Genomic DNA, 6338 nt, shown 5'->3' on the forward strand with positions numbered 1-6338 from the left:
GATGGAACCCGTTGTGGAGAGCCTCTCAAAGAAGGTCAAGATGAGGAAGATTGACGTTTCTCAGAAGGACGGGGTGCAAATAGCCCGTGAGCTGGGTATCTTGGGAACGCCAACCACCGTCGTGGTCAGAGATGGAAAGGTTGCTAAGGTATTCTTGGGATATCAGAAGGAAGAGAGAATACTTAAGGAGGTGATGTGATGAAGTTCTTTCTTGACACTGCGGACATAGAGCAGATAAGGACGGCAAACAGCTGGGGGATACTTGATGGGGTTACAACGAACCCGACCCTTATCTCCAAGACGGGGAGACCCTTCAAGGAGGTGGTTAAGGAGATACTTGAAGAGGTTGATGGACCCGTGAGCCTTGAGACGGTATCCCTTGATGCGGAAGGTATGATAAAGGAGGGGAGGCAGCTCGCCGAGCTCGGAGAAAACGTCGTCGTGAAGATACCCATGACCCCCGAAGGTATGAAGGCGGTCCAGGTCCTTGAAGCTGAGGGCATACCGACCAACGTGACCCTCGTCTTCTCTCCAACTCAGGCACTGATAGCAGCTAAGGCTGGAGCCACCTTTGTCTCGCCCTTCGTAGGCAGGCTCGATGACATATCAGGTGAGGGCATGAAGCTCATAAGGGAGATAAAGGAGATATTCTATAACTACGAGGTGGATACAGAAATACTCGTTGCCAGCGTCAGACACCCCATGCACGTCTTGGAGGCTGCCCTCATAGGAGCGGACATCTGCACAATGCCCTTTAGCGTCCTTGAGAGGCTATTCAAGCACCCCCTCACTGACAAGGGTATTGAGCTCTTCCTAAAAGACTGGGAGAAGGTTCCCGAGAAGCCTTTTTAACTCTTTATCACGTTTATAACCTCACTTGAGGTCGTTATCCCTCTCTTAACCTTCTCTATACCGTCTTCTATCATCGCCTTGTAGCCCTTCTCCCTTGCAAGCTTCTTTATCTCATTTGAGTCCTGAGTCTTGGTTATGAGGGACTTGAGCTCCTCATCAATCTCCAGAACCTCAAATATGCCTATCCTGCCCCTGTATCCTGTGCCCAGACAGTTCTCACACCCTCTCCCCCTGAAGAACTCCCCCTTGTAGTCCTCAATCCCGAGCTCTTTCAGCTCTTCATCGGAGGGGTTGTAGGGTTCCTTACAGCTTTCACATATCCTCCTCACAAGCCTCTGGGCTATAACCCCCTCAAGGGAGCTCGCTATGAGGAAGGGCTCTATTCCCATATCCGCAAGCCTCGTTACCGCTGAGGGAGCGTCGTTGGTGTGAAGGGTGGATAGGACGAGGTGCCCCGTTAGGGCTGCGTGGACGGCGATATCGGCGGTTTCGGCATCCCTTATCTCCCCCACCATTATTATGTCTGGGTCCTGCCTCAGAACTGAGCGCAATCCGCTGGCAAAGGTGAGTCCAACCTTCGGATTTACCTGTATCTGGCTTATGCCCTTTATCTGGTACTCAACGGGGTCCTCAATCGTGATGATGTTCTTGCGGGGGTCCTTGACGTAGAGGAGCATGGCATAGAGGGTCGTTGATTTACCTGCACCCGTTGGACCTGTTACGAGGACTATGCCGTAAGGTTTGCGGGCGAGCCTCTTGACCCTCTCCCTGTCTCCTTCATCAAGACCAAGCTCCTCAAGGGTGAGGAGCGCTCCAGTCCTGTCAAGGAGCCTCATAACTACCCTCTCTCCGAACACAGTCGGCACCACCGAGACTCTTATATCCAGGTCCTTCTTGCCTATCCTCACCCTTATCCTTCCATCCTGGGGAACTCTCTTCTCAGCAACGTTCAGGTTGGACATAACCTTTATGCGGGAGACAACGCTCTGATATGTGGACGCCGGAACCTTCAGAAGGTCATGAAGGACCCCGTCCATCCTCAGTCGCACCACCGCTTCGTCTTCGTAGGGCTCAAAGTGGATGTCCGAGGCACCCACAGTTGAAGCCTTTATCAGCACCCTGTTCACGAGACTCACAGCAGGGCTGTCGTCCTCCGCAAGGAGGAGGTCAAGGTTCTCCGCCTTCTCTCCCTCTTCCCCCTCTATATGTATGTCCTCAGCAGAGAGCCTCTCCTGGAGCTCCTTCACAAACTCCTCGTCTGGAAGGACCACGAGCTCCACATCCTTGCCAGTCAGGAACCTTATCTCTTCCACATCCTCAGCCCTGTAGGATTTTGGGACGGCGAGCTTCAGCCTCCCGTTCTCCTCCTCTAAGGGGATAAGCCTGTAGTCCTTGAGTATGTTCATAGGATTTAAAATATAGTAATCCATGAAGAAGGTTATAGTTCTCCTGTCCGGCGGGATGGACAGCGCCACGCTCCTGTGGCTTGCAAAAAAGGAGTTTGATAAGGTCTGGGCTGTATCCTTTGATTACGGACAGAGGCACAGCGTAGAGCTCAGGTACGCAAAGGAGCTCGCTAAGATAGCAGGGGTGGAAGACCATATAGTTGTCAGACTGCCTATATATGAGAGCATAAAGGGCTCCGCCCTCGTGGACGAGAGTGTGGAGGTTCCCTCAGGAGAGTATCCAGCCCAGGAGCCACCTGTAACCACGGTCCCGATGAGGAATCTTAACTTCCTCGCCATTGCCTCCGCCTTCGCCGACAGCCTTGAGATAGACCACGTAGGGATAGGGGTCCATGCCCTTGATACACCTTACCCCGACTGCAGACCGGAGTTCATTGCCTCAGCAGAGGCAGCTATAAACGCAGGCTCGGTGCTGACGGCAAAGAAAAAGGTAAGGATTCACGTCTGGGCGCCCTTTCTCGGTATGAGCAAGAGGGATATAGCCCTTCTGGGAAGAGAGCTCGGAGTCCCCTACGAGAAGACCTACTCCTGCTACCGTGGAACAGAACCTCCCTGCGGGGAGTGCCCCACCTGCATTCAGAGGAAAGAGGCTCTAAGGGGGATAGTCTAGGAGGTGAGCATGCCCGACCTTTCCATAAACCTCTTTGGGATAAACTTCAAGAACCCCGTCTGGGTGGCGAGCGGGACCTTCGGCTACGGACTTGAGGCGAGGGAGATATATGATGTCTCCAGACTCGGGGCTGTTGTCACAAAGGGTATATCCCTCAGACCCAGAGGTGGAAACGAACCTCCCCGCATAGTGGAGACACCCTGCGGGATGCTCAACTCAATAGGTCTCCAGAACCCCGGCGTTGAGAAGTTCTTAAAAGAGCTCTACCCAGAAATTGAGAAGATAGATACCCACTTCATAGCCAACGTCTTTGGGGAGACGGAGGAGGAGTATGTTGAGGTTTGCCTCGCCCTTGAAGGAGCCGAGAAGATAGTAGCCTACGAGCTGAACGTATCCTGCCCCAACGTGAAGAAGGGAGGCATAGTCTTCGGACACGACCCAAAGGTGCTCGGAAGCCTCGTTGAAAGCATAAAGAGCAGGATAAAGAAGCCCCTGCTTGTGAAGCTTTCCCCCAACGTCACTGACGTTACCGAGTTCGCAAGGGTGTGCGTAGATTCGGGTGCCGATGGGCTCGTCCTCATAAACACCCTTCTGGGAATGCGGATAGACCTTCAAAGGGAAAGACCCGAGCTCTCCACAAAGACGGGAGGGCTTTCGGGACCCGCGATACTGCCGATAGCGATAAGGATGATATGGCAGGTTTTTGAGAAGTACGGCTCCGCCGTGCCTATAATCGGGGTTGGAGGAATAACGACCCATGAGGACGCCCTTGAGCACATCTACGCCGGTGCCAGCTCGGTTCAGGTGGGGACCGCCAACTTTTATGACCCCTACGCACCGCTGAAGGTCATAGAGGGTATAGAGAGATTCATGGAGGAGAGGAACTTCAGTAGCTTTAACCAGCTCGTGGGAAGGGCACACAGGTTGGACGTAAAAGAACGCACGTAGCGGTTAAAATACTCCATTATGCGCATAGTCAGCGGTATGCGACCCACCGGGAAGCTCCACCTCGGGCACTACTTCGGTGTCATAAGAAACTGGGTAAGCCTCCAGGACCAGCACGACACCTTCTTCTTCATAGCGGACTGGCATGCCCTCACCACTGCCTACAAGAGGACCAGCGAACTCCAGAAGAACATCAGAGAGCTTATGATTGACTGGCTTGCCCTCGGACTTGACCCGGAGAAGAGCGTCCTCTTCATCCAATCAAAGGTAAAGGAACACGCTGAGCTCCACCTTCTGCTCTCAATGATAACCCCAAAGAGCTGGCTTGAGTGGAACCCGACCTACAAGGATATGAAGTACAACCTCCTCAGGCTTCAGGACATAGCCCTCCAGTTCAGAGGGGGGCTAAGGGACGTGGTGAGAGAGTTCATGAACATGATACCCTACAAGGTTGAGGACTTTGAGAGGTTTGAGGAACACCTCCTTGACTCCCTCGCCGACACCTTCATAGCCGCCCTCTTTGAGGGAGAGATTGAGCCTGAGCTTCTCAAGAACCTCAACGTATCCAAGAGAGAGTTCTACGAGACTGACACCTACGGCTTCTTAGGCTACCCCGTCCTGCAGGCTGCCGACATACTCATATACAAAGGGCAGGGCGTTCCCGTTGGGGAGGACCAGCTTCCCCACATAGAGCTCACGAGGGAGATAGCAAGAAGGTTTAACTACCTCTACGGAGAAACCTTCCCGGAGCCGGAAGCTCTCCTGACCGAAACCCCGAAGGTTCCCGGCACCGATGGAAGGAAGATGAGCAAGTCTTACAACAACGCGATATTCTTTGCAGACACGGAGGAAGAGGTTCAGCAGAAGGTTATGAAGATGTTCACAGACCCTCAGAAGCTCAGGAAGAACGACCCCGGAAGACCAGAGATATGCCCCGTGTTCATGTACCACAGGATATTCACCGAAGAGGAGAGGGTAAAGGAGATAGAGAGGGACTGCAGGTCTGGTAAGCTGGGGTGTGTTGAGTGCAAGAGGATAATGCTGAGCGGACTTGAAGACTTCCTCGCCCCCATAAGGGAGAGGAGGGAGAGGATAAAGGAAGATGCGAAAAAGCTTGAGGCTGTTTTCATTGAGGGTTCTGCCCAAGCCCGAAAGGTTGCCATAGATACAATGGAGGAAGTCAGAGAAGCTATGAACCTCAAATGATAGAGATAGCCATCATCCTTCTGCTCTCCCTTTCAACACTAATAGGATGGTTCTTTCTCTTCCCCGTCAGGTTTGCCAGAGCCCAGAGGGGTGAAGACCCCATAGTCTATCCTCCCGAAGGCTTTTTATACTCTTACGTGCTCCACCTTCATACCCAGTTTTCTTATGACTCCCTCGGAAAGCCCGAAGACGTCATGAGAACGAGAGACAGCCAGAGGATAGACTTCGTCCTCGTGACAGACCACGACAACGACCACATAGGCAAGTTCGCCGATGAGAGGCTTGTAGCCGGTAAGGAGATAAAGCTCAACGACGAAAAGGGGAACCTCCTCGGAGACCTCCTACTCGTGGAGGACCTGAAGATAGTGGCTCACCCCTTCAGGGATAAGTACCGCTGGCGCCTTGAAAAGAAACCCGAGTACTTCTTGGAACTCATAGACCTCAGAGACGCCCTCCTGGAGAGGAAGACCAAGCTCTTTCTATACCTCCTGTGCAGTCTTTTCCTATACCCGCTGGCCGGGAGACGGATAGTTGGGAACTACGCCAAGCTCGTTGATACGGAGCTTTACGTGAAGAGGTACTTTAAAGAGGGTTGGAAGAGCCGTGTGGTGGGAGGTCTTGACCACCATGTCAAGCTCTATATCAGGGAGGTCAGGAAGAGGGTACTCATACCCGACTACGAACTCTCCTTCCTTCTGATGAGGAACTACCTCCTTACGAACAGACAGGTGAAGGGGAAGGAGGACTTCCTCCAGTCCTTAAAAGATGGAACAAACCTTATCTCCTTCTCCCCAAAGCCCTCCTTTGTCTGGAGAGAAGACCGCTCCATAAAGGTTTACTCTCCCTTCAGCAACACCCTCGTTCTCCTGCTCTCCGAGGGTGGGGAGAGGAGGGAGGTCCTCGGCTCAAACGTCATCTTTGAAGACCTGAAAGAGGACATCTACTTCGTTTTGGGATATACTTATCTATGGAGAGTCGGGAGGCTGCTCTTTGGAGTTAAACCCCTCTTTGTTTCCGACAGGCTGGAGGTAGGATGATGCCTGAAGTTGAAAAGCCTTTACCCGACTGGGTAAAGGAGAAGATCCTCCAGAAGGTCAGCAACAAAGCCCTCGCTCAGGAAGCCTTCAAGTATATATCGGTGGTTGAGCGGGAGGACGGGAGCCTCTGGGTCAAGGAGAGCTTTGAGGATACGGATAAGCATGCACTCCTCTTCATGGTTCTGAGCTGTGTGAATTACGCCCAGCGTCTTCTGAGGGGAG

The 6338-nt window shown here is 52.8% G+C and carries 8 protein-coding genes; 7 read left to right on the forward strand and 1 reads right to left on the reverse strand.

Features of this window, described 5'->3' with window-relative positions; genetic code table 11:
- Nucleotides 1-199: thioredoxin domain-containing protein (locus tag AC1HCM_RS02340; RefSeq protein WP_479460168.1), on the forward strand; the 199-nt coding region annotated here is incomplete at its 5' end.
- On the forward strand, nucleotides 199-852 hold the full coding sequence (gene fsa / locus AC1HCM_RS02345; protein ID WP_479460169.1) for a fructose-6-phosphate aldolase: 654 nt from the start codon (nucleotides 199-201) through the stop codon (nucleotides 850-852). The genes AC1HCM_RS02340 and fsa, both read left to right, overlap by 1 nt.
- Here fsa and AC1HCM_RS02350 read toward each other — a convergent pair.
- The gene (locus AC1HCM_RS02350; protein ID WP_479460175.1) at nucleotides 849-2258 is read right to left on the reverse strand and encodes a GspE/PulE family protein; all 1410 of its coding nucleotides are present in this window, start codon (nucleotides 2256-2258) and stop codon (nucleotides 849-851) included. The two genes, fsa and AC1HCM_RS02350, sit on opposite strands and share 4 nt — an antisense overlap.
- Nucleotides 2259-2280: 22 nt before the next feature.
- On the opposite strand from AC1HCM_RS02350, the gene queC reads away from it, so the two are divergent.
- The 5 genes from queC to AC1HCM_RS02375 form a co-directional block, all read left to right on the forward strand.
- On the forward strand, nucleotides 2281-2928 hold the full coding sequence (queC, locus tag AC1HCM_RS02355) for a 7-cyano-7-deazaguanine synthase QueC (protein ID WP_479460170.1): 648 nt from the start codon (nucleotides 2281-2283) through the stop codon (nucleotides 2926-2928).
- A gap of 9 nt (nucleotides 2929-2937) precedes the next feature.
- On the forward strand, nucleotides 2938-3876 hold the full coding sequence (locus AC1HCM_RS02360; RefSeq protein ID WP_479460171.1) for a dihydroorotate dehydrogenase: 939 nt from the start codon (nucleotides 2938-2940) through the stop codon (nucleotides 3874-3876).
- Between the two features lie 18 nt (nucleotides 3877-3894).
- Nucleotides 3895-5079 (forward strand): tryptophan--tRNA ligase, encoded by a 1185-nt coding sequence (gene trpS, locus AC1HCM_RS02365; RefSeq protein ID WP_479460172.1) that lies wholly within the window; start codon nucleotides 3895-3897, stop codon nucleotides 5077-5079.
- Entirely contained in the window at nucleotides 5076-6116 is a 1041-nt protein-coding gene (locus AC1HCM_RS02370; protein ID WP_479460173.1) for a PHP domain-containing protein, read from the forward strand. The genes trpS and AC1HCM_RS02370 overlap by 4 nt, the downstream gene beginning before the upstream one ends.
- Nucleotides 6116-6338, forward strand: a 223-nt coding sequence (locus AC1HCM_RS02375) for a hypothetical protein (RefSeq protein WP_479460174.1), incomplete at its 3' end; no start/stop codon positions are given. The genes AC1HCM_RS02370 and AC1HCM_RS02375, both read left to right, overlap by 1 nt.

The sequence above is a fragment of the Hydrogenivirga sp. genome (assembly GCF_056450045.1).

Excerpts from the sequence above, each read along its gene's own strand:
- fsa (WP_479460169.1), top strand. The coding sequence starts at position 199 with ATGAAGTTCTTTCTTGACACTGCGGACATAGAGCAGATAAGGACGGCA.
- AC1HCM_RS02350 (WP_479460175.1), bottom strand. The coding sequence starts at position 2,258 with ATGAACATACTCAAGGACTACAGGCTTATCCCCTTAGAGGAGGAGAAC.
- queC (WP_479460170.1), top strand. The coding sequence starts at position 2,281 with ATGAAGAAGGTTATAGTTCTCCTGTCCGGCGGGATGGACAGCGCCACG.
- AC1HCM_RS02360 (WP_479460171.1), top strand. The coding sequence starts at position 2,938 with ATGCCCGACCTTTCCATAAACCTCTTTGGGATAAACTTCAAGAACCCC.
- trpS (WP_479460172.1), top strand. The coding sequence starts at position 3,895 with ATGCGCATAGTCAGCGGTATGCGACCCACCGGGAAGCTCCACCTCGGG.
- AC1HCM_RS02370 (WP_479460173.1), top strand. The coding sequence starts at position 5,076 with ATGATAGAGATAGCCATCATCCTTCTGCTCTCCCTTTCAACACTAATA.